This window comes from Pseudomonas sp. R32 (assembly GCF_009866705.1).
Taxonomy (GTDB): Bacteria; Pseudomonadota; Gammaproteobacteria; order Pseudomonadales; family Pseudomonadaceae; genus Aquipseudomonas; species Aquipseudomonas donghuensis.
Genome location: NZ_CP019396.1, coordinates 5,555,229 through 5,578,958 on the forward strand (window position 1 = coordinate 5,555,229; position 23,730 = coordinate 5,578,958).

Sequence of the window (23,730 nt, forward strand, 5' to 3'; positions counted from 1 at the left end):
CTCAGGGGTTGCCGGCGGTAAAATTCGGCAACCCACCGACGGGCTGGTTGAACTGGTAGGGAATCGACTCCAGCGCCAGCCCGACGTTGCGCTGCACCACAAAATGCAGATGCGGCCCGCTGCTGTTGCCGGTATTGCCGGACTTGGCCAGCGGCGTGCCATACACCACCCGCTGCCCTTCCCTGACCACCACCGAGCCGCGCATCAGGTGCAGATACACGCCCATGGTGCCGTCTTCGTGGAGGATCCGTACGAAATTGCCCGAAGGATGGCTGCCACGGCCGCTCTGGCTGTTTTCAGTCTTGATTACCACCCCTGCCCTGGCGGCGATGATCGGCGTGCCCTCGGGCATGGCGATGTCCATGGCATAGCGACCCTTGGGCCCGAAGTGGCTGTAGCGGCCATTGGGCCCCTGGGACAGGCGAAAGGGCCCGCCACGCCAGGGCAAGGGGTAGCGGAAGGCCAGTTGGCGCTGGCCCGGGTTGCCCAGGGCGTAAGAGAATTTCTCCTTGTAGCTCACCGGCCTGCCGGGCTGCCGCGCACTTAGCAGGGTCAACGGCATCGTCGTGCGCGCCGGTATTACCCCCCGTACCAGCCGTGACGCCCCACCCTGCACATTGCCCATGCGCTGCAAACGCAGCTCCACCTCGACTGGCGCGTAAGTGTCGTTGCGCGCACTGAAGCGCACACCACCGGCAAACCGGCTGACCTGCAACTGCACCTGGGTGTCCAGCTGTTCGACCATCCTGTCGCCAAAGACAAATGCCCGGCTGCCGGGAATCGGGCGATCGGAATAAGACACCACGCCATAAGCGTCGGTACTTTTGTACAGGGTGATGCCCAGCACAGGGCTGCAAGCCGTGAGCAAGGCGCAGAACAGCAGCGTGCGTGCAGGCATGAGTAGTGGCTTTTTGACAGTTGATGGTCTGTCGAAGCCTAGCAGCAGATTTTGGCGGGGATGCGGCGAGAGTGTTTCAGGGGTGTGCCAGGAGACGAGCGGTGCATTGATCGCCGGCAAGGCCGGCTCCTGTAGGAGCGGGCTTGCCCCGCGAGGAGGCCAGCCCAGTCAATACATCAGGTGTTGTCTGGATTGCGACCGCTGCGCGCTCGATCGCGGGGCAAGGCCCGCTCCCACAGGGCCGTCAGGCCCCCGGTACGAAGTGCTTCTGCGCCGATCCGCGGGCGATCAAGCGCGACAGGTAGTCGAGCTTCTGCGCATCCTGGTCAACAAACTTGAAGGTCAGTTGCAGCCAGTCGCTGTCCGGCTTGGGCTCCAGCGCGGCAATCGCATGCAGGTAGCCGTTAAGACGCGCGATCTCGGCGTTCTCGCCCTGCTCCAGGTCGAGTACCGCACCTTCCAGTACCTGTGGCAGGGTTTCGCCACGACGCACCACCAGCAGCGCCTCCTTGAGGCTCAGCGCCTTGATCACGCACGGCTGAACGCCGCTTGGCAAACGCAGTTGGCCCTGGCCACGACCTGCCGGTGCCGCAGCGCCAGGCTTGGGAGCGCTCACCAACGGTTTGGCCGCTGCCACGGGGGCCGCTGGCGCTGTCGGCTTGACCGTTTCGGCACGGCCGCCGGTCAGGGCGCTCAGCGAGTCGTTGGCAAAGGCCGAACTGGCGCGGGTCGGCGCACTGGCCAGCAAGGTGTCGAGCTTGCCAACCTTGGTCAGGGCTTTCTTCACCTTGGTCAGCAGTTGCTCGTTGGTGAATGGCTTGCCGACAAAGTCCGAAACCCCGGCCTGAATCGCCTGGACGACGTTCTCCTTGTCGCCGCGGCTGGTGACCATGATGAACGGCAAGGTCTTCATCGACTCCTGCTGGCGGCACCAGGTCAGCAGTTCAAGACCGGACATTTCCGGCATTTCCCAGTCGCACAGGACCAGGTCAAAAGTCTCACGGCTCAGCAAGGTCTGGGCCTTGCGACCGTTGACCGCGTCTTCGATGACGATACCGGGGAAGTAGTTACGCAGGCACTTCTTGACCAGGTCGCGAATGAACGGCGCATCATCCACAACCAACACACTGACTTTACTCATCGCCACTCCTATTGAATCCCGACTAGCATAACGCTGACTGATGGCCATTTGCCAAACATTGGGTCACGCCGGGACTCGTTGTTTCGTTCGCGGCTGCCTCACCCGCAAACGAAAACGCCCGGCCAAGGCCGGGCGTTCATTCTCGGGCAGTCTTAGTTATCGTCAGATTTGCCCGGAACATTAGCGCTTTCACCACTGCGCTGAACCTCTTCTTGCATACGCTTGAGGCCCAGGTGACGCACATCGGTGCCGCGTACCAGGTAGATCACCAGTTCGGAGATATTACGGGCGTGGTCGCCGATACGCTCCAGCGAACGCAAGGCCCAGATCACGCTGAGAACACGCGAGATCGAGCGTGGATCTTCCATCATGTAAGTGACCAGCTCGCGCAGCGCGGTCTTGTACTCGCGGTCGATGGTCTTGTCGTACTGAGCGACCGAGAGTGCCAGGTCGGCATCGAAACGGGCAAAGGCATCGAGGGCATCACGGACCATGTTGCGCACCTGGTCACCGATGTGACGCACTTCGACATAACCACGCGGCGACTCGCCTTCCTCGCACAGCTGGATGGCGCGGCGGGCAATCTTGGTCGACTCGTCGCCGATGCGCTCCAGGTCGATCACCGACTTGGAAATGCTGATGATCAGACGCAAGTCGGACGCCGCCGGCTGGCGCCGGGCAAGAATGCGCACGCACTCTTCGTCGATATTGCGCTCCATCTGGTTGATCTGCTCGTCGACTTCGCGCACCTGCTGGGCCAGGCCAGAATCGGCCTCGATCAGCGCGGTAACCGCGTCGTTGACCTGCTTCTCGACCAGGCCGCCCATCGCCAGGAGGTGGCTGCGAACCTCTTCGAGTTCGGCGTTGAACTGCTGGGAGATATGGTGGGTAAGGCTGTCTTTATCGATCATGCTTTCGCTCCGCGAAAAAGCTTCAAGTAGCAAGCTTCAAGCTTCAAGTTTGTTCGTGTCGTTCCCGGGCTTCACGCTCGCCACTTTCTTGCAGCTTGCGGCTTGAAGCTTGCAACTGCCGTTAACCGTAACGGCCAGTGATGTAGTCTTCGGTCTGCTTCTTCGCCGGATTGGTGAACAATGTGTCGGTATCACCGAACTCGACGAGCTTGCCCATGTACATGAACGCGGTGTAGTCGGAGACCCGCGCCGCCTGTTGCATGTTATGGGTAACGATGACGATGGTGTACTTGGACTTGAGCTCGTAGATCAGCTCTTCAACCTTCAGCGTCGAGATCGGGTCGAGTGCCGAGCAGGGCTCGTCGAGCAGCAGCACTTCTGGCTCCACGGCGATGGTGCGGGCAATCACCAGACGTTGCTGCTGGCCACCGGACAGACCCAGCGCCGACTCATGCAGGCGGTCCTTGACCTCATCCCACAGTGCCGCGCCCTTCAACGCCCACTCAACCGCTTCGTCGAGCACGCGCTTCTTGTTGATGCCCTGGATGCGCAGGCCGTAGACCACGTTCTCGTAGATGGTCTTGGGGAACGGGTTGGGCTTCTGGAACACCATGCCGACCCGGCGGCGCAGCTCGGCCACGTCTTCTCCCTTGCGGTAGATGTCGTTGCCGTAGAGGTTGATCGCACCTTCGACGCGGCAGCCGTCAACCAGGTCGTTCATACGGTTGAACGTACGCAGCAAGGTCGATTTACCGCAGCCGGACGGGCCGATGAAGGCGGTCACGCGCTGCTTGGGGATGTTCATGCTGACATCGAACAGGGCTTGCTTGTCGCCGTAGTACAGGCTCAGGCCAGGCACTTCGATGGCTACGGTTTCTTCAGCCAGGCGCAGGCTCTGTTTGTCGCGACCCAGGGCCGACATGTCGATACCGTGAGAATGGGTTTCATGTTGCATGATTTCACTCCGTTTGTAGCTGCAAGCTTCTAGCTGCACGCTGCAAGTTTGAGCAAAAGCGGCGTGTAGCTTGCCGCTTATGGCTAATAGCTTTCAGTCAACTATCCAGCGCCTTGTACTTCTCGCGCAGGTGGTTACGAATCCAGACCGCCGAGAGGTTCAACGTGGCGATTACCAGCACCAGCAGCAACGCGGTGGCGTACACCAGCGGCCGCGCGGCCTCGACGTTGGGGCTCTGGAAGCCGACGTCATAGATGTGGAAGCCCAGGTGCATGATCTTCTGGTCCAGGTGCAGGTACGGGTAGTTGCCGTCCACCGGCAGCGAAGGCGCAAGCTTCACCACCCCCACCAGCATCAGCGGCGCCACTTCACCGGCGGCGCGGGCCACGGCGAGGATCATGCCGGTCATCATCGCCGGGCTGGCCATCGGCAGGACGATCTTCCACAAGGTCTCGGCCTTGGTCGCACCGAGCGCCAACGAGCCTTCACGGACCGTGCGCGGAATTCGCGCCAGGCCTTCTTCGGTGGCCACGATCACCACCGGCACCGCCAGCAGCGCCAGGGTCAGCGAAGCCCAGAGCAGGCCCGGGGTACCCAGGGTCGGCGCGGGCAAGGCTTCGGGGAAGAACAACCGGTCGAGCGAGCCACCCAGCACATAGACGAAGAAGCCCAGGCCGAACACGCCGTAAACGATTGCCGGAACACCCGCCAGGTTGTTCACCGCGATACGGATCAAGCGGGTCACCGGGCCCTGACGCGCATACTCACGCAGGTACACCGCCGCCAGCACGCCGAACGGGGTGACGATCACGGCCATGATCAGGGTCATCATCACGGTACCGAAGATCGCCGGGAAGATCCCGCCTTCGGTGTTGGCTTCACGCGGGTCGTCGCTGAGGAATTCCCAGACCTTGGCAAAGTACACACCCAGCTTGGTGAATACGCCCATGCCGTTTGGCTGGTAGGCGTGCACCACCTTGCTCAGGTTGATTTCCACCTCACGACCATTACCGTCCTTGGCTACCAGGCTGTCGCGGCCGAAGTCCTGGTGCAGGCCGCCCAGGCGCTCTTCGATGGCCTTGTAGCGGTTGTTCAGCTCGGCGCGCTCGGCTTCGATATCAGCCTGGGCAGCGGCATCCAGCTTGCCATCCAGTTCCAGCTTGCGGGTCTGCAGGCGCAGGCGCTCAAGGCCGTAGTTGATCGCACCGATGTCTTTCTTCTCAAGCCTCTGCAGCTCGCCGGCCAGCTTGTCGGCACGCTTGAGGCGGTTCTGCAGTTCGCTCCAGGCGGCCTGGCCTTCGGCGACCACCTTGCCGTTCTCCTTGACGCTGACCAGGTAGCCGTAGAAGTTGCCCCACTCGCGGCGCTCCAGGGCGATCAGGTCGACCGGCTTCTGCTGGTCGGTCAGCCATTCGCCAACCACCCAGGTGAAGTCGCTGCCGTTGAGGTCGCGGTTACCGATCTTGATCAGCTCGCGGGTCATGAACTCAGGGCCTTCGTCAGGCACCGGCAAGCCGGCACCCTTCAGACGCGCGCGAGGTACTTCTTCCTTCTGCACCACTTCGCCGACGACGATGTGGTTGGCCTGGCCAGGCACGTTGTAGCTGGCTTGCAGCAGGTCGGCCGGCCAGAAGTGGCCAAGGCCGCGCACGGCGATCACGGCGAGCAGACCAATGGTCATGATCACCGCGATGGCGACCGCGCCACCGCTCATCCAGACGCCAGGGGCGCCGCTCTTGAACCAGCTTTTGAGGGAATCCTTTTTCACGGATCGCTACCTTTCTATCAAAGCGACGAGTATTTCTTGCGCAGACGCTGGCGAATCAGCTCGGCCAAGGTGTTCATCACGAAGGTGAACATCAGCAGCACCAGCGCGGCGAGGAACAGCACGCGGTAATGACTGCCACCGACTTCCGATTCGGGCATCTCCACCGCAACGTTGGCCGCCAGGGTGCGCATACCTTCGAACAGGTTCATTTCCATGACCGGGGTGTTGCCGGTGGCCATCAGCACGATCATGGTTTCACCCACGGCGCGGCCCATGCCGATCATCAGCGCGGAGAAGATCCCCGGGCTTGCGGTCAGGATGACCACGCGGGTCAGTGTCTGCCACGGCGTGGCACCGAGCGCCAGCGACCCCAGGGTCAGGCTGCGCGGCACGCTGAACACGGCGTCTTCGGCGATCGAGTAGATGTTCGGGATCACCGCGAAGCCCATGGCAATGCCCACGACCAGGGCGTTGCGCTGGTCATAGGTGATCTTCAGATCGTTGGTGATCCACAGGCGCATGTCACCGTCGAAGAACCAGTTCTCGATGAACGGGCTCATGTACAGGGCAAACCAGCCGGTGAACAGGATCACCGGGATCAGGATCGCCGCTTCCCAGCCATCCGGCACCCGCAGGCGCAGCGACTCGGGCAGACGGCTCCAGGTGAAGCCGGCGACCAGGATGCCCAGCGGCATCAACAGGAACAGGCTGAACACACCTGGCAGGTGACCTTCAAGGAATGGCGCCAGGAACAGGCCGGCGAAAAAGCCGAGAATCACCGTCGGCATCGCTTCCATCAGCTCGATCACCGGCTTGACCTTGCGGCGCATGCCCGGAGCCATGAAATAGGCGGTGTAGATGGCGGCAGCAATGGCCAGCGGCGCGGCCAGGATCATCGCGTAGAACGCAGCCTTGAGAGTACCGAAGGTCAGCGGCGACAGGCTCAGCTTGGGTTCGAAGTCCGTGTTCGAGGCGGTCGACTGCCAAACGTACTTGGGCTCGTCGTAGTTCTCGTACCAAACCTTGCTCCACAGCGCGCTCCAGGACACTTCCGGGTGCGGGTTCTTCAGGCTCAGCGGCAGCAGCTTGCCGCCTTCTTCGATGATGATGCGGTTGGCCCGCGGCGACAGCGCCAGGATGCCCGCGCCTTCCGCGGCCGGTTCGACCAGCAGGGTACGGTGCGCGGTGCTGTGGAACACCCCGAGCTTGCCGTCGGCATCGAGGGCGACGAAACCCTTGCGGCGTTCTTCGGCATCGATCTGCACGATCGGCGCCTTGCCCATCTGGAATTCGCGAATGCGCTTGAAGCGCTGCTCGCCATCCGGGTCGCGGGCCATGAACCACTGGGCCAGGCCGCCTTTGGAATCACCGATGATCAGCGAGATACCGCCCACCAGCTGGGTGCTGGCAGTGACTTCGGCATTGCCGTCGTCGAGCAGCTTGTAGCGACCGTTGAGGCTCTTGTCGCGCAGGCTGAAAACGTCGGCCTGGGCGCGACCGTTGATTACATACAGCCATTGCTGACGTGGGTCGATGAAGATGGCTTTCACCGGTTCGGTCATCTGCGGCAGGTCGATGCGGCTCTGCTCGCTGGTGACTTCGCCGGTCATCATGTTTTCTTCACGGCTCAGCGACACCACCTGCAGGTGCGCACCGGTAGAGCCGGCCACTACCAGGGTCTCGCCATTGACGTTGAGGCTGACATGTTCCAGCGCGCGGCCCTGGTCGTCCAGGGTGAACGGCTCCTGGCCATACGGGAAGTCGATGGCCGGACTGATGGTTTTCTTGTTGTCCGGGTAGGTGATCTTGTAGCTGTGGCTGAACGCCAGCGCCTGGCCGTTGGACAGGCCCAGCACCACCAACGGGTTGCCCGGCTGATCGGCACCGATCGAAGTCACCTGGGTACCGGCAGGCACCGGCAGATCCACACGCTTGAGCTCGGCACCGGTCTTGGTGTCGAAGAACAGCGCCTGGCCCTTGTCGGAAACCCGCATGCCGACCAGGTTCTGCTCTTCAAGGGCAATCATCAGTGGCTTGCCGGCGTCCTGCTGCAGCCAGGTCGGCTCCAGGGCCTTCTTGCTGGTCAGGGTCGCGCCCTGGAACAGCGGCACGACCACGTAGGCCAGGTAGAAGAAGATCAGGGTGATTGCCGCCAGCACGGCAAGCCCGCCCACCAGTACATACCAGCGGGTCAGGCGGTCCTTGAGCGCACGCATGCGCCGCTTGCGTTGCAGTTCGGGCGTATTGAAGTCAATCCGCACGGGGGGAGAATTTTGGGTCATTGTGGAGTTGGCCAGATCATTCATGCGCACACCCTAGCGGTCCCGTATGACAAAAACATGACAATGCAGTGACGCAAAAAAGCCCGCCGCGCAGATACCCCTGGCAGCGGACTCGCAATGAGTGGCGAGACCGGGACAAAACCCGACCCCGCCGGTCTTTCACTTACTTCTTCGCAACGTTGCCGTTGTGGTTCAGACCCAGGTCCGCCAGGGCTTTATCAACCACTTTGGCAGGCAGCGGGATGTAACCGTCCTTAACCACGACTTGCTGGCCGGCTTGCGACAGGACCAGCTTGACGAACTCGGCTTCCAGCGGGGCCAGAGGCTTGTTCGGCGCCTTGTTGACGTAGACGTAGAGGAAACGCGACAGCGGGTAAGTACCGTTCAGGGCGTTGGCTTCGTTGTCTTCAACGAAGGCACCGCCTTCTTTCTTGGCCAGAGGCACGGTCTTGACGCTGGCGGTCTTGTAACCGATGCCCGAGTAACCGATGCCGTTCAGCGAGCTGCTGATCGACTGTACGACCGAAGCCGAGCCCGGTTGTTCGTTGACGTTCGGCTTGAAGTCGCCTTTGCACAGGGCTTCTTCCTTGAAGTAGCCATAGGTGCCGGACACCGAGTTACGGCCGAACAGCTGCACTGGCTTGTTGGCCAGGTCGCCGGTCACGCCCAGGTCGCCCCAGGTTTTCACGTCGGCCTTGGCACCGCACAGGCGGGTCGAGGAGAAGATGGCATCGACCTGGGCCATGGTCAGGCCTTTGATCGGGTTGTCCTTGTGCACGAACACGGCCAGGGCGTCGACGGCAACCGGGATGGCGGTTGGCTTGTAGCCATACTTCTGTTCGAAGGCCTGCAGCTCGACGTCCTTCATCTTACGGCTCATCGGGCCGAGGTTGGCGGTACCTTCAGTCAGCGCGGGTGGCGCAGTAGAGGAGCCGGCAGCCTGAATCTGGATGTTTACGTTCGGATATTCCTTTTTGTAGGCCTCAGCCCACAGGGTCATCAGGTTGGCCAGGGTATCGGAACCGACGCTGGAGAGGTTGCCCGACACACCGGTGGTCTTGGTGTAGGTCGGAATAGCAGGGTCAACAGCGGCAACCGCATTGGCGGTGGCAACGCCAGCGGCGACGAAAGTCAGGGCCGCCATCAAACGCTTCAGTTTCATGCCTTGCTCCTAGCAGGAATTGGGGTGAGATGGATCGGGCCCAAGTATCTGCAGGCCGTATGACTACTCTATGAATCGAATGTGACAATTAGATGAAAGGCCATCACCGGCGAGCGGTGATGGCCTTTGCAAAATGTTGCGAGGCTTGTTTTAGAGCGCTTTCAGCGCTTTTTCGCCGTCAGATAAATTCCCACCAACAGACCAATGGCGCAGATGCCAGCGACATAATAGGCAGGCGCCATCGGGCTGAGCTTGAGCAGCGCGGTGACCACCATCGGCGTCAGACCGCCAAAGATCGCGTAGGCCAGGTTGTAGGAAAACGACAGGCCGCTGAAACGGACTACAGGCGGAAAGGCTTTGACCATCACGTAAGGCACGGCGCCGACAATGCCGACACACAGGCCGGTCAGGGCATACAGGGGGAACAGCCATTCGGGATGGGTGGGCAAGGTGTGATAGAAGGTCCAGGAGGTCACCAGCAACGCCAGGCTACCGACGATAAACACCCGGCCAGCGCCAAAACGGTCGGCCAGTGTCCCGGTGCCGATGCACCCCAGGCTGAGCAGGACGATGGCCAGGCTATTGGCCTTCAGCGAATCGGTGGGGCTGACCTGATAGAGGCTCTGCAACAGCGCCGGAGTCATCAGGATCACCACGACGATGCCGGCCGACAGCAGCCAGGTCAGCAACATCGACAGGACAATGGCGCCACGGTGATCACGCAGCACGGCGCGCAGCGGTACCTCCTCAGCCAGCGCCTTGCGCGCCTGCATCTCGGCGAATACCGGTGTTTCATGCAGCCAGCGGCGCAGGTACACGGCGAACAGGCCAAATACCCCACCGAGCAGGAACGGGATACGCCAGGCGTAGTCGGCGACCTCCTGCTGGCTATAAACCGTGTTGATCAGGGTCGCCACCAGCGAGCCGAGCAGGATCCCGGCGGTCAGGCCTGCCGTCAGCGTGCCGCAGGCATAACCGGTGTTGCGTGCCGGCACGTGCTCGGAGACGAACACCCAGGCGCCCGGCACTTCACCACCAATCGCCGCGCCCTGGATCACCCGCATCACCAGCAGCAGGATCGGCGCCCACAGGCCGATCTGCGCGTAGGTCGGCAGCAGGCCCATGATCAGCGTCGGTACGGCCATCATGAAGATGCTCAGGGTGAACATCTTCTTGCGCCCCAACAGGTCGCCGAAATGGGCCATGACGATGCCACCCAGTGGCCGCGCCAGGTAGCCGGCGGCGAAGATGCCAAACGTTTGCATCAAACGCAGCCATTCGGGCATTTCGGCGGGAAAGAACAGCTTGCCGACGACCGTGGCGAAGAACACGAAGATGATGAAATCGTAGAATTCCAGCGCACCGCCCAGGGCGGAAAGCGACAGGGTCTTGTAGTCACTGCGGGTCAGCGGCCTCGAAGGCTGCGCGATACTGCCGGGCACGGAGGTCATAGGTCTCTCTTGTTGGCATTTCTTATTGGGGTGCAGGCCGCCTGGCGCGCGGGTTTGGGCCTGGGAAGCCTGGAACGATAGCAAATTGCTGGAAAAAGCACATAGCAGTACAAATTCAATACAAGTATTCATGACTGCATGGTCGTCGCTGCGCTTTCGGCTCTATATACTGGCCGCTTGTAGGAAAGGGTTGCGTCTTCTGAAGGATGTTGTGCGAAAACGCCGCTAGGTATGCTTAGTCGGTTTCGCAGAGTTTCCCTTCGCCGCCTGGCAAAGCGAAAGCAGCGTAGAATAGTTGTGCTGAATCGTTTTTCGAGGCGTCTTTCATAGCGCCAACCAACGAAGCGTCATGGGTCAGAGGCACCCCCGGCATGATTGAACTCGAACAAGAAGATCCTATCCCGCAAGGCGACCTGGCCTTGCAGATCACTGCATTGCCCCGTGAAACCAACGGTTTCGGCGATATTTTCGGCGGTTGGCTGGTCGCCCAGATGGACCTGGCCGGCACCGCAATGGCCAGCCGTGTCGCTGGCGGCCGTGTCGCCACCGTGGCCATCGATCGCATGGCATTCCTGGTGCCAGTGGCGGTCGGCGCGCAATTGTCCTTCTATACCCAGACCCTGGAAATCGGCCGTAGCTCGATCCAGATGATGGTCGAAGTATGGAGCGACGATCCGCTGTCCAGTGAATGGCGCAAGGTTACCGAAGCGGTATTCGTGTTCGTCGCCATCGACGGCAGCGGTCGCACCCGCTCGGTTCCTCCTCGTCGCTGAGACCGCTGCGCGGTAAACTCGAAGGCATGCAAGCGGTCCAAAGCCGTACGGCAAACCAACGAGATAAAGCGCATGTCCACACCCAAGGTCGAATCCGAACAGCACGGCGAGCTCAATTGCTGGCGCATCACCAGCGACACTGCCGAACTGCTGGTAGCCCAGCAGGGCGCGCAGGTGCTGAGCTATCAGCGCCTCGGCGAGCCGCCTTTGTTGTGGCTCAGTGACCAGGCCATCTTCAAGCAAGGCAAATCCGTGCGCGCCGGTGTTCCGGTGTGCTGGCCCTGGTTTGGCATTTTCAAGCGCAACCCCGAAGCGGTGCAGGCCATGTATCACGCGGAAGACGGCCCTGCCCATGGCCTGGTCCGCGGTCGTGACTGGCAATTGCTGGGGATCACCAGCGGCGACGACGATATCCGCGTCGAATTCACCCTGCCCGAGACCCAGGGCGACCTCCCCGGCTGGCCCCATAATGTCGAGCTCACGCTGAGCATTGTCATGGGCGAGCAACTGAGCATTACCCTCTCCAGCTACAACCTCGACAACGTTGCGGTCACCCTCAGCCAGGCGTTGCACAGCTACTTCGCCGTCAGCGATGTGCGTCAGGTGCAGGTTGAAGGTGTCGATGGCCTTGACTACATCGAGACCCTGGCCAACTGGGAGCAACGCAAGCAGCAAGGCCATCTTGGTTTTGCCGGCGAGACCGACCGCATCTACCTGCAGGCGCCGGACCAACTGAGTATTGTCGACCCGGCCTGGCAGCGGCGCATTGTGCTAACCGCGCAGGGTTCGCGTACGGCCGTGGTCTGGAACCCCTGGACCGCGCGCGCCGCCGAACTGCCAGACATGGCCGACGATGGCTGGCAGCGCATGCTCTGCATCGAAACCGCCAACGTGGTGGATGACCTGGTCACACTGGCGCCGGGCGCGACCCATTCGCTGAGCCTGACAATCGCTAGCGAAGCGCTCTAGATCGCTATCGCGGGGCAAGCCCGCTCCTGCAGGAGCGGGCTTGCCCCGCGATCATTCACAGATCAGCGTCCTCCACCACCCGCACCTTGGCCGCATCCATTGCATAGGCCGCATCGGCCAGGTCATTGCTGACCTTCTCCACCTTCAAGGTACCGTTGACCCACAGCGGCGTGTAGATATCGTCGAGCTTCAAGCCCTTGGGATAGCGCACCAGCACCAGTTGGTTCGGTGGCGGTGGCGGCACATGGATACAGGCGCCCGGGTAAGGCACCAGGAAGAACAGCGTGCTGTTGCCCTTGGCGTCGGTTTCCAGCGGTACCGGATAGCCGCCCAAGCGAATTTGCTTGCCGTTCATGGCTGCCACGGTCTTGGTCGAATACATGACCGCCGGCAGGCCCTGGCTCTGCTTCAGGCCACCCTTTTCGGTGAAGGTGCCCATGGCTTCCGGAGAGTTATGGTCGATTTCGGGCATCTGCTCGAGGGCTTTCTGGTCCGACTTGGGCATCAGTTCCAGCCAGTCGGTTTCCGGCATTTCAGCCCGGGCCAGGCCGCTCAGCAGCAATAGGGAGAGGAGTAATACACGGCGCATGAAAAAGCTCGGCAACGAAGGAGTTCGGTGCCGAGCATTCTAGCCTGCCGTCAGCTCTTTTTGACGACCAGGCCGTAGATCACCAACAGGACAATCGCGCCCACCAGCGCGCCGAGGAAACCCGCACCCTCTCCGGCCTGATAGATGCCCAGCGCCTGGCCGCCGTAGGTCGCGGCAAGCGAACCGGCAATACCCAGCAGAATGGTCATGATCCAGCCCATGCTGTCGTCGCCAGGCTTTAGAAAGCGTGCCAGCAGACCGACGATCAGGCCGATGAAGATGGTTCCGATGATACCCATGGCAATCCCTCTGAGTTAAATGGCGCATGCCAAAGCCTAGCCAGCGCTTTGGCATCCTGCCATCAGAGGGATAGCGGAGCGGGAAGGTTCCCTTCAGCCCTTGATCAGGGCTTCGACTTGCTGGATTTTTTGTTCCAGGGTCGCCAGGTCGTCGCAACGCAGGGTGGCGTGGCCAACCTTGCGCCCGACCTTGAAGGCCTTGCCGTAGTGGTGCAGGTGGCATTCGTCGATGGCAATCACCTTGTCGACCGCCGGCACTTCACCGATGAAGTTGAGCATCGCGCTTTCGCCGACCTTGGCGGTCGAACCCAGCGGCAAACCGGCAACGGCACGCAGATGGTTTTCGAACTGGCTGCACTCGGCGCCTTCGATGGTCCAGTGCCCGGAGTTATGCACCCGTGGAGCAATCTCGTTGGCCTTGAGGCCACCATCGACTTCAAAGAACTCGAAAGCCAGCACGCCGACATAGTCGAGCTGCTTGAGCACGCGACCGGCGTAGTCTTCGGCCAGGTTCTGGAGCAAGTGGTCTTCGCTGGCCACCGACAGGCGCAGGATGCCGCTCTCGTGGGTGTTGTGCACCAACGGGTAGAAACGGGTTTCGCCATCACGGGCGCGCACGGCGATCAGCGACACTTCGCCGGTGAACGGTACGAAGCCTTCGAGCAGGCACGGGACGCTGCCCAGTTCGGCGAAGGTACCCACAACATCCTCGGCAGTTCGCAGCACTTTCTGCCCCTTGCCGTCATAACCCAGGGTGCGGGTCTTGAGTACGGCAGGCAGGCCGATGCTGGCAACGGCGGCATCCAGGTCGGCTTGCGACTGGATATCGGCGAAGGCCGGGGTGGGAATGCCCAGGTCCTTGAACATGCTCTTTTCGAACCAGCGATCGCGGGCGATACGCAGGGATTCGGCACTCGGGTAGACCGGCACGAACTGCGACAGGAAGGCCACGGTTTCAGCCGGGACGCTTTCGAATTCGAAGGTCACCAGGTCAACTTCGTCGGCCAACTGTCGCAGGTGGTCCTGGTCACCGTAATCGGCACGCAGGTGCTCGCCCAGAGGCGCCGCGCAGGCATCTGGAGCCGGGTCGAGGAAAGCGAAGTTCATGCCCAGCGGAGTACCCGCCAGAGCCAACATGCGGCCCAGCTGGCCGCCACCGATTACACCGATTTTCATGCTTTTGACCTCAAGCCTGGCGCGGATCTGGATGGTCCAGAACGTTGTCTGTCTGCTCAGCGCGGAACTGTTTGAGCACCGTGTGGAACTGCGGGTGCTTGGCGCCAAGGATGCTTGCCGAGAGCAGCGCGGCGTTGATCGCGCCGGCCTTGCCAATGGCCAGGGTGGCAACCGGAATACCGGCTGGCATCTGCACGATCGACAGCAGCGAGTCGACCCCGGAGAGCATCGACGACTGTACCGGCACGCCCAGCACCGGCAGGTGGGTCTTGGCCGCACACATGCCTGGCAGGTGGGCAGCGCCACCGGCGCCGGCGATGATCACCTCGATGCCACGGCCTTCGGCCTCTTCGGCATACTGGAACAGCAGGTCCGGGGTCCGGTGGGCAGACACCACCTTGACCTCGTAGGGAATGCCGAGTTTTTCCAGCATATCGGCGGTGTGGCTAAGGGTGGACCAATCGGACTTGGAGCCCATGATCACGCCAACCAGTGCACTCATCGTCGAGCCTCTTCTCTTGGGCGCCCGCAGGCGCGTCAAAAAACAACAAGCCACGCGGGACGACCGGCGTGGCTTGTTATACGAATTAGGGCCGGGCATGCCGACCGAAGGCCGCGCAGTATACCGCAAAGCAACGCCTTGGATGCACCCTGACGACCAACTGTCGGCCTTATTTTTCGGGGCTTTGGCTGACTTTTGGGTCAAGCTCCGGCTGCTGGCGAACCGCCCTCAAGCTTGCGCCACAGCAGGCGCACGTTGGCCTTGCGCACCAGGGCGCAGCGATACAGGCGGATTTCCAGCGGCACATGCCACTGGCTGCCGCCGCAAATCACCAGCTCACCGCGCTCAAGCTCGGCCCGCGCCGACAGCCGTGGCACCCAGGCGATACCCAGGCCTTCAAGGGCCATGCTCTTGAGGCTGTCGGCCATCGCCGTTTCATAGACGGTGGTAAAACGCAGGTTGCGCTGACGCAACAACAGATTGACCGAACGACCGAGAAACGCCCCGGCGCTGTAGGCCAGCAACGGCACACTGCCCTCGCCTTCCAGATCGAACAGCGGCTTACCCTCGGCATCGGCGGCGCACACCGGCAGCATCTCGGTATGGCCCAGATGCAGCGACGGGAAGATCTCCGCATCCATTTGCAAGGCTGCATCGGGGTCGTAGAAGGCCAGCATCAGGTCGCAGCCGCCTTCACGCAGGGCATGCACCGCATCGCCGACGTTGGTTGCCACCAGGCGCGTGGCGATGTTCAGGCCGTCGTTGCGCAGTTGCGCGATCCAGCGCGGAAAGAACCCCAGCGCCAGCGAGTGCGCCGCCGACACCTGGATCACCTCGCCCTGCCCGCCTTCCAGGTGATGCAGGTGGCGCAACACTTCGCCCAACTGATCCACCACCGTACGCGCCGTCACCAGGAACAATTGCCCCGCCGCCGTCAACTCAATAGGCGTACGCGAGCGGTTGACCAGGGTCAGCCCCAGCGCCGCCTCAAGGCTGCGAATACGCCGGCTGAAGGCCGGCTGGGTGACGAAGCGGCGCTCGGCGGCCTGGGAAAAGCTGCGGGTCGCGGCCAGGGCACTGAAATCTTCCAGCCATTTGCTCTCAAGGTTCATGAGCTCTCCAGGCATGCACCAAAATTGAACACGCTCGATCGGCAGTTGACGTCACATCAACCCGTATGCCGTTTATGCATAGGTTAGCGTGTAACAGCATTGGCCGCAAAATCGGCGCAAGCCTAGGATTGGCGCCATTCCGGCATGTGCCGGGTCAAACTCGAGATGATATCTATCATGTCCGCTGCTGCATCGTTCCGTGTCGAAAAAGATCTGCTTGGCACCCTCGAAGTCCCTGCTGATGCCTACTACGGTATCCAGACTCTGCGTGCTGCCAACAACTTCCACCTCTCCGGCGTTCCGCTGTCGCACTACCCTAAACTGGTTGTGGCCCTGGCCATGGTCAAACAGGCTGCTGCCGACGCCAACCGCGAGCTGGGTCACCTGAGCGATGCCAAGCACGCTGCCATCAGCGAGGCTTGCGCCCGTCTGATCCGCGGCGACTACCACGAACAGTTCGTGGTCGACATGATTCAAGGCGGTGCTGGTACGTCTACCAACATGAACGCCAACGAAGTGATCGCCAACATCGCGCTGGAGGCCATGGGCCACCAGAAGGGCGAGTACAAGTACCTGCACCCGAACAACGACGTGAACATGGCGCAGTCGACCAACGACGCCTACCCGACCGCGATCCGTCTGGGTCTGCTGCTGGGTCACGACGCCCTGCTGGCCAGCCTCGACAGCCTGATCCAGGCCTTCGCTGCCAAAGGTCAGGAATTCGATCACGTACTGAAGATGGGCCGTACCCAGCTGCAGGACGCTGTGCCGATGACCCTGGGCCAGGAATTCCGCGCCTTCGCCACCACCATGACCGAAGACCTCAACCGTCTGCGTTCCCTGGCGCCAGAGCTGCTGACCGAAATCAACCTGGGGGGTACCGCCATCGGTACCGGCATCAACGCCGACCCTGGCTACCAGGCCCTGGCCGTTCAGCGCCTGGCCACCATCAGCGGCCAGCCGCTGGTACCGGCTGCCGACCTGATCGAAGCCACCTCGGACATGGGCGCCTTCGTCCTGTTCTCGGGCATGCTCAAGCGTACTGCGGTCAAGCTGTCGAAGATCTGCAACGACCTGCGCCTGCTGTCCAGCGGCCCACGCACCGGCATCAACGAAATCAACCTGCCAGCGCGTCAGCCAGGCAGCTCGATCATGCCAGGCAAGGTCAACCCGGTTATCCCGGAAGCGGTCAACCAGGTGGCCTTCGCCATCATGGGCAACGACCTGGCCCTGACCGTCGCGGCCGAAGGTGGCCAACTGCAGCTGAACGTCATGGAGCCGCTGATCGCCTACAAGATCTTCGACTCGATCCGCCTGCTGCAACGCGCCATGGACATGCTGCGCGAGCACTGCATCGTCGGCATCACCGCCAACGAACAACGCTGCCGTGAACTGGTCGAGCACTCGATCGGCCTGGTCACCGCCCTGAACCCGTACATCGGCTATGAAAACGCTACCCGTATCGCTGCCATCGCCCTGGAAAGCGGCCGTGGCGTGCTGGAACTGGTACGTGAAGAAGGCCTGCTGGACGAAGAGATGCTCAACGACATCCTGCGTCCGGAAAACATGATTGCTCCGCGTCTGGTGCCGCTCAAGGCGTAACCGATGCTGTAACACGCTCACCAGGTCGAGGGACTAGACACCTCTCACCTTTTGAGGGCCCAGGGATCATTCCCCGGGCCCTTTTTTTATGCCCTCCTGCCGCACCTTCAATCCCTGTGGGAGCCGGCCTTGCCGGCGATGAAATCAGCACGGTTTCAGCTGCTACGCGTCGGCCGCATCGCTGGCAACGCCAGCTCCCACGGTGGCGACCACAGGGCATATCCGCCACGCCAAGGCAGACGCGCGGCGCTCGCATCGGTATAGTGCCCGCCCTCTTGCGTGCCAGCTCCTTGGCGCGACATGCAGTAAAAGTCATTAAAAGCGAGGAACACTCCATGCTTGAAGTCATCAACGACTTCCTATCGGGCAAGGTACTGATCGTGCTCATTGTCGGTCTGGGCAGTTACTTCACGATCCGCTCGCGTTTCGTTCAGCTGCGTTATTTCACCCATATGTTCTCGGTATTTCGCGACAGCCTGCGCAGCAGCAGCGAACAACTGAGCTCGTTCCAGGCGCTGATGCTCAGCCTCGCCGGCCGCGTCGGTGCGGGCAATATCGCAGGTGTCGGCATCGCCGTGACCCTCGGCGGCCCCGGTGCGGTGTTCTGGATGTGGGTAACCGCGCTGGTCGGCATGTCCAGCAGCTTCATCGAATGCACCCTCGGCCAGCTGTACAAACGCTGCGACAGTGAAGGCCAGTACCGCGGCGGCCCGTCGTATTACATCGAACATGGCCTGGGCAAGCGCTGGCTGGGCATGGTCATGGCCTTCCTGCTGCTGGTCACCTTCGGCTTCGCCTTCAACGGCCTGCAGGCCCACGCCGTGACCCACTCGCTGAACAACGCCTTCCAGTTCGATACCACCTACACCGGTATCGCCCTGGCGCTGCTGCTGGGCCTGGTGTTCATCGGCGGCATCAAGCGTATCGCCGCCGTCGCCGACCTGCTGGTACCGGTCAAGACCCTGGTTTACATCGCCGTAACCATTTACGTGATCGTGCTGCAGTTCGATCAGGTGCCGGGCATGCTGATGACCATCGTCAAAAGCGCCTTCGGCCTGGATCAGGCCTTCGGTGGCCTGGTCGGCAGCGCCGTCATCATGGGCGTCAAGCGCGGCGTTTTCGCCAACGAAGCCGGCCTTGGCAGCGCACCCAACGTCGCCGCCGTGGCCCAGGTCGAACACCCGATTGCCCAGGGCGTGGTCCAGGCCTTCTCAGTGTTCCTCGACACCTTCATCATCTGCACCTGCACGGCCTTGCTGATCCTACTCTCGGGCTTCTACACCCCGGGCTTCGAAGGGGACGGCATCGCGTTGACCCAGAACTCGCTGGCTGCCGTGGTCGGTGACTGGGGACGGATGTTCATCAGCGTCGCCCTGGCGCTGTTCGTGTTCACCTCGATCCTCTACAACTACTACCTGGGCGAGAGCAACCTGCGCTTTCTGGTCGGTGACAACCGCAAGGCCCTGATCGGCTACCGCGCACTGGTGTTGCTGCTGATCTTCTGGGGCGCGGTGCAGAACCTGGGCACGGTGTTCGCGTTCGCCGACATCACCATGACCTGCCTGGCCTTCGTCAACCTGATCGCCCTGGCCCTGCTGTTCAAGGTGGCCATGCGCGTGCTGCGCGACTACGACGACCAGCGCGCTGCCGGGGTAAAAACGCCGGTGTTCGATTCGGCCAAGTTCGCCGACCTGGACCTCGACACCAAAGCCTGGCCAGCCAAGGTCGAAGACGCCAAGCGCTGACAGCCTGCACAGTGATGGCGTACTGTGGTCGGCTTATCTCAAGCCGACCATGGAGACAGGCGAATGGCAACTGCGCAACCAGCCCGCAACATCTTGGTGCTGTACACCGGCGGCACCATCGGCATGCAAGCCAGCGCCAACGGCCTGGCCCCCGCCTCGGGCTTCGAGCAACGGATGCGCGAGCAACTGGCTGGGCAGGCCGCTATTCCCGTCTGGCAGTTCCGTGAGCTGCTACCGCTGATCGACAGCGCCAACATGACCCCGCACTACTGGCAGCGCCTGCGTGCGGCGATCATCGATGCGGTCGACGGGCAAAGCTGCGATGCCGTGCTGGTGCTGCACGGTACCGATACCCTGGCTTACAGCGCTGCGGCCATGGGCTTCCAGTTGCTGGGCCTGCAGGTCCCGGTGCTGTTCACCGGCTCCATGCTGCCAGCCGGTGTCGCCGACAGCGATGCCTGGGAAAATCTCACCGGGGCGCTACAGGCCCTGGCTGCAGGCGTCCCGCCCGGTGTGCAACTGTACTTTCACGGTGAACTGCTGGCCCCGCACCATACCGCCAAGGTGCGCAGCTTTGGCCGTCATCCGTTCGTTACCCTCAAGCGTTTTGCCGGCGCTGGCGCGCCGCAACCCCTGCCCGCCGCGCTCGACTATCGCCAACCGAAACAGGTCGCCAATGTCGCGGTGCTGCCCCTGGTGCCAGGGTTTGGCGCCCCCCTGTTGCAGGCCGCGCTGGCCAGCGGCGCACAAGGCTTGATCCTGGAGTGCTTTGGCAGTGGCACCGGCCCGTCCGACAACCCCGACTTTCTCGCCGCCCTGGCCGAGGCTCAGGCACGTGGCATCGTCGTGGTCGCCATCACCCAGTGCCATGAAGGCGGGGTTGAACTGGATGTCTACCAGGCCGGCAGCCGCTTGCGCCAGGTCGGTGTGCTGTCGGGAGGCGGCATGACCCGTGAAGCACTGTTCGGCAAGTTGCAGCTGTTGCTGGGCAGCGGTTTGCCGGTTGCCGAGGTTCGGCGCCTGGTGGAGCAGGATCTTTGCGGGGAATTGCTATAAGCGACTGAAGGCATACAAATTGCTCGACTTGTTTGGCCAACCTGCCGAAAGAAGCCGAGCATGCTCCATTCACACCTCACCACCCTCAACGCCGTGTCCCTGGTTCTGCAGGCCTTTCAAGGCCAGGGCCCCGGCGATGAAGCGCTGCTTGCCGGCAGCGGCATCAGCCCGGCAGACCTGGGCCGCGCCGACTCGCGCATCACCACCCGCCAGGAGATGCTGGTGTGTGCCAATGCCGTGGCCCAGCGCCGCGAAGTGGGCCTGGAACTGGGCCGGCGCATGCATGTTTCCTGCTACGGCATGCTCGGTTACGCCCTGCTCTCCAGTGCCACCTTAGGTGACGCTTTGCGCCTGGCGATGCAGTACCCGGCGCTACTGGGAACACTTTTTCAGCTGCGCCTGATCGACGACGGCGAGCGGGTCTGGTTCAGCGCCAGCGATTATCGCGAAGAACCGCAGCTGGCGGCGTTCAATGCCGAGTTCTGCCTGACCTCGCTGAAAGTCATCTGCGACGACCTGCTTGGCCAACCGCTACCGCTGCTGGCGGCACGCTTCGCCCACCCCACGCCCGATTACCATGCGCTGTATGGCGACAGCTTCGCCTGCCCGTTGCGCTTCGAGGCAGCCGACAATGCCTTCGCCTTCGCGCGCGCATGGCTGGAGCAACCCCTGCCGCTGGCCGACCAGATCACCCACCGGGCCATGAGCGAGCGCTGCCGACGGCTAAACCTGGAGTTCACCGGTCGCCAGGCCTGGCTCGGGCGGATTCGCCAACTGCTACTTGAACAACTCGATGCGGCTCCCGGGCTGGAAGGCCTGGCGCGGCAGATGAACTGCTCGTCGCGCACCTTGCGTCGGCACCTGCAAGAGCTGGGCAGCAGTTATCAACAACTGCTCGATGAACTGCGCTTCGAGCGTGCCAAGCAGCTATTGGCCGAAGATCAGCTGCCCATCTACCGCATCGCCGAACTGCTGGGCTTCAGCGAAACCGCCAGCTTTCGCCACGCCTTCATGCGCTGGAGCGGCGTTGCGCCAAGCCACTTCCGCGCCTGAATACGACGGTTGCACTGCCAGGGGGCGAAATCCGGACAGTCAGGCTGGCCATATCGGTCCCCTTTTGGCCGTTTCCGTCGTTCTGCACCGGGCCCGGGCCACCAACAATGGAGCGACGCCAGTGACCCGGAGAACAACAAGATGCTGACGATCTATTCCGATGACCACCGCCTGCACCATGGCCGCTGCGAGCTGATCGACGGGCGACTGATGCCCTGCTTCGAGATGCCTTCGCGCGCCGACCATGTTCTGGAGCGGGTAAAAACCCGCGAGCTGGGTGCAATCAAGGGGCCTGCCGACTTTGGCCGCGCGCCCTTGCTGCGGGTGCACAGTGCCGATTACCTGAACTTCTTCGAAGGCGCCTGGCAGCGCTGGACCCAGCTGGGCCACGAAGGCGACCTGCTGCCCTTCACCTGGCCGGCGCGCACCCTGCGCAGCGTCAAACCTAGCGGCCTGCACGGCGAACTCGGTTACTACAGCTTCGACGCCGGCGCGCCAATCACCGCTGGCACCTGGCAAGCGGCCTACAGCGCCGCGCAGGTTGCCCTCACCGCCCAGGCTGCGATCCAGACCGGCGCCCACAGCGCCTTCGCCCTCTGCCGGCCACCGGGACACCACGCCGCCAGCGATGTCATGGGCGGCTACTGCTACCTCAACAACGCCGCCATCGCCGCCCAGGCGTTCCTCGACCAAGGCCGGGGCAAGGTGGCAATCCTCGATGTCGACTACCATCACGGCAACGGCACCCAGGAAATCTTCTACCAGCGCAGTGATGTGTTCTTCGCCTCGATCCATGGAGATCCGCAGGCCGAGTTTCCGTTCTTCCTTGGCTATGCCGATGAGCAAGGCGAAGGTGAAGGCCTGGGCTACAACGTCAATTACCCGCTGCCCGCCGGTAGCGACTGGCTGACCTGGAGCAAGGCCCTGGATGACGCCTGTGAGCGCATCGCCGCCTATGGCCCGGACGTGCTGGTGATTTCGCTGGGCGTGGACACGTTCAAGGACGACCCGATCTCCCAGTTCAAGCTCGACAGCCCCGACTACCTGAAGATGGGCGAACGCATCGCCCGCCTCGGCACGCCGACGCTGTTCGTCATGGAAGGTGGTTATGCGGTCGAGGAAATCGGCATCAACGCAGTGAACGTACTCGAAGGTTTCGAACGCGCCCAACAGGAAGCTCAAGCATGACCCGACTCAAGCGCCTGCTCGCCCCTCTGCTCTGCAGCACCCTGCTCGCCGGTAGCCTGGAAGCTGCCGAGCAACGCACCCTGCGGGTCTACAACTGGTTCGACTACATCACCCCGCAAACCCTGGTGGACTTCCAGAAAGACAGCCAGGTCAAACTCATCTACGACATCTTCGACACCAACGAAGCCCTGGAGGCCAAGCTGCTGACCGGCAACTCCGGCTACGACGTGGTGGTGCCGTCCAACGTGTTCCTGGCCAAGCAGATCGAGGCCGGGGTGTTCCAGCCGCTGGACCGCAGCAAGCTGCCGAACTGGCAGCACCTGGACCCGAAACTGATGAAGCTGATCGAGGCCAACGACCCCGGCAACCAGTTCGCCGTGCCGTACATGTACGGCACCGTACTGATCGGCTTCAACCCGGCCAAGGTCAAGGCGGCGCTGGGCGACAATGCCCCGGTCGACAGCTGGGACCTGATCTTCAAGGAAGAGAACATCGCCAAGCTCAAGCAATGCGGCGTGGCCTTGCTTGACTCGCCGTCGGAAATCCTGCCGCTGGCCCTGCAGTACCTGGGCCTGCCACCGAACAGCACGAAACCGGCGGACTACAAAAAGGCCGAAGAGCTGCTACTGAAGATCCGCCCGCACGTCACCTACTTCCACTCCTCCAAGTACATGGCGGATATCGCCAATGGCGACATCTGTGTGGCGGTCGGCTACTCGGGCAGCTTCTCCCAGGCGGCCAACCGCGCCACCGAGGCGAAGAACGGCGTGGTCGTCGACATGCGCCTGCCCAAGGAAGGTGCTCCGATCTGGTTCGACATGCTGGCAATCCCCAAAGGCGCGGCCAACCCGGAAGATGCCTACACCTTCATCAACTACCTGCTGCAGCCCAAGGTGATCGCGCCCATCAGCGACTTTGTCGGTTACCCCAACCCCAACAAGGACGCCACCGAACTGGTTGCACCGGCCATCCGCAACAACCCCAACCTTTACCCCACCGAGCAAGCCATGGCCAAGCTCTACACCCTGCAGCCACTGCCACGCGATGCCGAGCGGGCGCGCACCCGCGCCTGGACCAAGATCAAGGCCGGGACCTGAT

General features: G+C 62.3%; 21 protein-coding genes. 8 read left to right on the top strand and 13 right to left on the bottom strand.

Annotated elements, in window-relative coordinates; genetic code table 11:
* Position 1: 1 nt before the first annotated feature.
* The 8 genes from PspR32_RS25720 to PspR32_RS25755 all read right to left on the bottom strand — a co-directional run bounded on the left by PspR32_RS25720 (position 2) and on the right by PspR32_RS25755 (position 10,568).
* On the bottom strand, positions 2-898 hold the full coding sequence (locus tag PspR32_RS25720) for a peptidoglycan DD-metalloendopeptidase family protein (protein WP_010225940.1): 897 nt from the start codon (positions 896-898) through the stop codon (positions 2-4).
* Between the two features lie 244 nt (positions 899-1,142).
* Complete coding sequence (locus PspR32_RS25725) at positions 1,143-2,039, bottom strand: response regulator (protein WP_010225941.1); 897 nt, start codon at positions 2,037-2,039, stop codon at positions 1,143-1,145.
* Positions 2,040-2,191: 152 nt separating this feature from the next.
* Positions 2,192-2,950, bottom strand: coding sequence for a phosphate signaling complex protein PhoU (gene phoU, locus PspR32_RS25730; protein ID WP_010225942.1), 759 nt, complete (start codon positions 2,948-2,950; stop codon positions 2,192-2,194).
* A gap of 121 nt (positions 2,951-3,071) precedes the next feature.
* Positions 3,072-3,905 carry a phosphate ABC transporter ATP-binding protein PstB gene (gene pstB, locus PspR32_RS25735; protein ID WP_010225943.1) on the bottom strand — a complete coding sequence of 278 codons (834 nt, stop codon included), beginning with the start codon at positions 3,903-3,905 and terminating at the stop codon, positions 3,072-3,074.
* Between the two features lie 97 nt (positions 3,906-4,002).
* Complete coding sequence (gene pstA, locus PspR32_RS25740) at positions 4,003-5,619, bottom strand: phosphate ABC transporter permease PstA (RefSeq protein WP_174242345.1); 1,617 nt, start codon at positions 5,617-5,619, stop codon at positions 4,003-4,005.
* Positions 5,620-5,690: 71 nt separating this feature from the next.
* A complete protein-coding gene (locus PspR32_RS25745) occupies positions 5,691-7,979 on the bottom strand; it encodes an ABC transporter permease subunit (protein WP_159389335.1) in 2,289 nt (762 codons plus the stop codon).
* A gap of 139 nt (positions 7,980-8,118) precedes the next feature.
* Entirely contained in the window at positions 8,119-9,117 is a 999-nt protein-coding gene (locus PspR32_RS25750) for a phosphate ABC transporter substrate-binding protein PstS (protein WP_010225946.1), read from the bottom strand.
* A gap of 161 nt (positions 9,118-9,278) precedes the next feature.
* On the bottom strand, positions 9,279-10,568 hold the full coding sequence (locus PspR32_RS25755) for an MFS transporter (RefSeq protein WP_010225948.1): 1,290 nt from the start codon (positions 10,566-10,568) through the stop codon (positions 9,279-9,281).
* Positions 10,569-10,939: 371 nt separating this feature from the next.
* On the opposite strand from PspR32_RS25755, the gene PspR32_RS25760 reads away from it, so the two are divergent.
* Together PspR32_RS25760 and PspR32_RS25765 are read left to right on the top strand one after the other, a co-directional pair.
* A complete protein-coding gene (locus tag PspR32_RS25760) occupies positions 10,940-11,341 on the top strand; it encodes an acyl-CoA thioesterase (protein ID WP_009402429.1) in 402 nt (133 codons plus the stop codon).
* Positions 11,342-11,413: 72 nt separating this feature from the next.
* Positions 11,414-12,310, top strand: coding sequence for a D-hexose-6-phosphate mutarotase (locus PspR32_RS25765; protein WP_159389336.1), 897 nt, complete (start codon positions 11,414-11,416; stop codon positions 12,308-12,310).
* Positions 12,311-12,365: 55 nt separating this feature from the next.
* On the opposite strand, the gene PspR32_RS25770 is transcribed toward PspR32_RS25765, so the two are convergent.
* The 5 genes from PspR32_RS25770 to PspR32_RS25790 form a co-directional block, all read right to left on the bottom strand.
* Positions 12,366-12,899 (bottom strand): DUF3299 domain-containing protein, encoded by a 534-nt coding sequence (locus PspR32_RS25770; protein WP_026001294.1) that lies wholly within the window; start codon positions 12,897-12,899, stop codon positions 12,366-12,368.
* A gap of 50 nt (positions 12,900-12,949) precedes the next feature.
* Positions 12,950-13,198: a GlsB/YeaQ/YmgE family stress response membrane protein gene (locus PspR32_RS25775; RefSeq protein WP_010222807.1), complete on the bottom strand. Its 249-nt coding sequence runs from the start codon at positions 13,196-13,198 to the stop codon at positions 12,950-12,952.
* 93 nt (positions 13,199-13,291) lie between these two features.
* The gene (locus PspR32_RS25780) at positions 13,292-14,374 is read right to left on the bottom strand and encodes a 5-(carboxyamino)imidazole ribonucleotide synthase (protein WP_010222806.1); all 1,083 of its coding nucleotides are present in this window, start codon (positions 14,372-14,374) and stop codon (positions 13,292-13,294) included.
* A gap of 10 nt (positions 14,375-14,384) precedes the next feature.
* Positions 14,385-14,876: a 5-(carboxyamino)imidazole ribonucleotide mutase gene (gene purE / locus PspR32_RS25785; RefSeq protein WP_010222805.1), complete on the bottom strand. Its 492-nt coding sequence runs from the start codon at positions 14,874-14,876 to the stop codon at positions 14,385-14,387.
* 200 nt (positions 14,877-15,076) lie between these two features.
* Positions 15,077-15,988, bottom strand: coding sequence for a LysR substrate-binding domain-containing protein (locus tag PspR32_RS25790; protein ID WP_010222804.1), 912 nt, complete (start codon positions 15,986-15,988; stop codon positions 15,077-15,079).
* A 177-nt stretch (positions 15,989-16,165) separates the two neighbouring features.
* On the opposite strand from PspR32_RS25790, the gene aspA reads away from it, so the two are divergent.
* The 6 genes from aspA to PspR32_RS25820 all read left to right on the top strand — a co-directional run bounded on the left by aspA (position 16,166) and on the right by PspR32_RS25820 (position 23,729).
* On the top strand, positions 16,166-17,590 hold the full coding sequence (gene aspA, locus PspR32_RS25795) for an aspartate ammonia-lyase (RefSeq protein ID WP_010222803.1): 1,425 nt from the start codon (positions 16,166-16,168) through the stop codon (positions 17,588-17,590).
* Between the two features lie 335 nt (positions 17,591-17,925).
* Entirely contained in the window at positions 17,926-19,335 is a 1,410-nt protein-coding gene (locus tag PspR32_RS25800; protein WP_159389337.1) for an alanine/glycine:cation symporter family protein, read from the top strand.
* Positions 19,336-19,398: 63 nt separating this feature from the next.
* The gene (locus tag PspR32_RS25805; protein ID WP_036995260.1) at positions 19,399-20,391 is read left to right on the top strand and encodes an asparaginase; all 993 of its coding nucleotides are present in this window, start codon (positions 19,399-19,401) and stop codon (positions 20,389-20,391) included.
* 60 nt (positions 20,392-20,451) lie between these two features.
* On the top strand, positions 20,452-21,444 hold the full coding sequence (locus tag PspR32_RS25810; RefSeq protein WP_010222800.1) for an AraC family transcriptional regulator: 993 nt from the start codon (positions 20,452-20,454) through the stop codon (positions 21,442-21,444).
* 141 nt (positions 21,445-21,585) lie between these two features.
* Entirely contained in the window at positions 21,586-22,632 is a 1,047-nt protein-coding gene (locus tag PspR32_RS25815; protein ID WP_100781873.1) for a histone deacetylase family protein, read from the top strand.
* Positions 22,629-23,729 (top strand): polyamine ABC transporter substrate-binding protein, encoded by a 1,101-nt coding sequence (locus PspR32_RS25820; RefSeq protein ID WP_010222798.1) that lies wholly within the window; start codon positions 22,629-22,631, stop codon positions 23,727-23,729. Before PspR32_RS25815 ends, PspR32_RS25820 begins: the two co-directional genes overlap by 4 nt.
* Position 23,730 lies beyond the last annotated feature (1 nt).

Bases quoted from the DNA above. Each gene is read 5' to 3' on its own strand.
- PspR32_RS25720 (WP_010225940.1), bottom strand. From the start codon at position 898: ATGCCTGCACGCACGCTGCTGTTCTGCGCCTTGCTCACGGCTTGCAGC.
- PspR32_RS25725 (WP_010225941.1), bottom strand. From the start codon at position 2,039: ATGAGTAAAGTCAGTGTGTTGGTTGTGGATGATGCGCCGTTCATTCGC.
- phoU (WP_010225942.1), bottom strand. From the start codon at position 2,950: ATGATCGATAAAGACAGCCTTACCCACCATATCTCCCAGCAGTTCAAC.
- pstB (WP_010225943.1), bottom strand. From the start codon at position 3,905: ATGCAACATGAAACCCATTCTCACGGTATCGACATGTCGGCCCTGGGT.
- pstA (WP_174242345.1), bottom strand. From the start codon at position 5,619: ATGAGCGGTGGCGCGGTCGCCATCGCGGTGATCATGACCATTGGTCTG.
- PspR32_RS25745 (WP_159389335.1), bottom strand. From the start codon at position 7,979: ATGAATGATCTGGCCAACTCCACAATGACCCAAAATTCTCCCCCCGTG.
- PspR32_RS25750 (WP_010225946.1), bottom strand. From the start codon at position 9,117: ATGAAACTGAAGCGTTTGATGGCGGCCCTGACTTTCGTCGCCGCTGGC.
- PspR32_RS25755 (WP_010225948.1), bottom strand. From the start codon at position 10,568: ATGACCTCCGTGCCCGGCAGTATCGCGCAGCCTTCGAGGCCGCTGACC.
- PspR32_RS25760 (WP_009402429.1), top strand. From the start codon at position 10,940: ATGATTGAACTCGAACAAGAAGATCCTATCCCGCAAGGCGACCTGGCC.
- PspR32_RS25765 (WP_159389336.1), top strand. From the start codon at position 11,414: ATGTCCACACCCAAGGTCGAATCCGAACAGCACGGCGAGCTCAATTGC.
- PspR32_RS25770 (WP_026001294.1), bottom strand. From the start codon at position 12,899: ATGCGCCGTGTATTACTCCTCTCCCTATTGCTGCTGAGCGGCCTGGCC.
- PspR32_RS25775 (WP_010222807.1), bottom strand. From the start codon at position 13,198: ATGGGTATCATCGGAACCATCTTCATCGGCCTGATCGTCGGTCTGCTG.
- PspR32_RS25780 (WP_010222806.1), bottom strand. From the start codon at position 14,374: ATGAAAATCGGTGTAATCGGTGGCGGCCAGCTGGGCCGCATGTTGGCT.
- purE (WP_010222805.1), bottom strand. From the start codon at position 14,876: ATGAGTGCACTGGTTGGCGTGATCATGGGCTCCAAGTCCGATTGGTCC.
- PspR32_RS25790 (WP_010222804.1), bottom strand. From the start codon at position 15,988: ATGAACCTTGAGAGCAAATGGCTGGAAGATTTCAGTGCCCTGGCCGCG.
- aspA (WP_010222803.1), top strand. From the start codon at position 16,166: ATGTCCGCTGCTGCATCGTTCCGTGTCGAAAAAGATCTGCTTGGCACC.
- PspR32_RS25800 (WP_159389337.1), top strand. From the start codon at position 17,926: ATGCTTGAAGTCATCAACGACTTCCTATCGGGCAAGGTACTGATCGTG.
- PspR32_RS25805 (WP_036995260.1), top strand. From the start codon at position 19,399: ATGGCAACTGCGCAACCAGCCCGCAACATCTTGGTGCTGTACACCGGC.
- PspR32_RS25810 (WP_010222800.1), top strand. From the start codon at position 20,452: ATGCTCCATTCACACCTCACCACCCTCAACGCCGTGTCCCTGGTTCTG.
- PspR32_RS25815 (WP_100781873.1), top strand. From the start codon at position 21,586: ATGCTGACGATCTATTCCGATGACCACCGCCTGCACCATGGCCGCTGC.
- PspR32_RS25820 (WP_010222798.1), top strand. From the start codon at position 22,629: ATGACCCGACTCAAGCGCCTGCTCGCCCCTCTGCTCTGCAGCACCCTG.